The organism is Streptomyces tricolor (genome assembly GCF_002155905.1).
Taxonomy (GTDB): Bacteria; Actinomycetota; Actinomycetes; order Streptomycetales; family Streptomycetaceae; genus Streptomyces; species Streptomyces tricolor.
Genome location: NZ_MUMF01001008.1, coordinates 1 through 1,079, shown reverse-complemented (window position 1 = coordinate 1,079; position 1,079 = coordinate 1). Strand labels below are relative to the sequence as shown.

The 1,079-nt window shown below is 74.1% G+C and carries 2 protein-coding genes; both read left to right on the top strand.

The genetic code is table 11. From position 1 onward, the window contains the following. Window positions 1–4: 4 nt before the first annotated feature. Entirely contained in the window at window positions 5–910 is a 906-nt protein-coding gene (locus CCN44_RS42375; protein ID WP_462509676.1) for an AMP-binding protein, read from the top strand. Beyond that, on the top strand, window positions 804–1,079 hold a 276-nt coding region (locus CCN44_RS47710), incomplete at its 3' end, for an AMP-binding protein (protein WP_331478633.1). The genes CCN44_RS42375 and CCN44_RS47710, both read left to right, overlap by 107 nt.

Here is a 1,079-nt window from a genome sequence, read left to right as displayed (position 1 = left end):
CGCCGTGAGCACCACCGGCGCCTCCCTCACCTACCAGGAACTGGCCCGGGCGAGCGTCCGCCTGGCCGGCCGGCTGCACGAGGAGGGGGTGCGCGCCGGTGACCGCGTCGTGGTGAGCGCCGCCGACGGACTGGGCACGGCCGTGCTGGTGTTCGCCGTCTCCCGGCTCGGCGCCGTCTTCAGCGTCCTGCACGAGGAGGTGCGCGGCGGCCCGCTGGAGCACGTCCTGCGCGACTGCGAACCCGTGCTGCTCGTCTCCGACGACACCGACGCGGGCCGGACCGCCGCGGCGCACGGAGTCGCCTTCCGCCTCCTGGCGGACCTCCTCCAGGACGCCCTGGACAGCCGGCATCCGGCCCCGCCCGCCCCCGCGAACCCGGGAACGCCGGCCGTCGACCCGGTCTGCCTCATCTACACCTCGGGGACGACCGCGCTGCCCAAGGCCGTGGTGAGCACGCATCAGCAGGTGCTGTTCGCGGCGTCGGCGATCCACGCCTGCCTGAACTACCGGGCCGACGACGTCATCTACTGCCCGCTGCCGCTCTCCTTCGACTACGGCCTCTACCAGCTGTACCTCGCCGCCCTGAGCGGGGCCCGGCTCCACCTGGGCACGGCGGCCGAGGCCGGTCCGCCGCTGCTGAGCCACCTGGAGAAGACCCGGGCCACCGTGCTGCCCGGCGTGCCCTCGATCGCGGACCGGCTGGCCTGGCTGGTCCGCCGCAGCCCGGGCGCCCTGCGGAACCTGCGGCTGCTCACCAACACCGGCGNNGTACGGCCTCACCGAGTGCAAACGGGCGGCGATCATGCCGCCGGACGGCGATCTGGAGCACCCCGGATCCTGCGGCTATCCGCTGCCCGGCACCCGGATCGAGGTGATCGACGACGAGGGACGGCGGCTGCCGGCCGGTGAGATCGGGCAGATCGTCGTCCGCGGCCCGCACGTCATGGCCGGGTACTGGCGGCGCCCGGAACTCAACGCCGAGCGTTTCCCGCGCGCCGAGGGCCTGTTCCCGGAACTGCGCACCGGCGACTACGGCTGGCTGGACGACGAAGGCTTCCTGTACTTCTCCGGCCGCCGC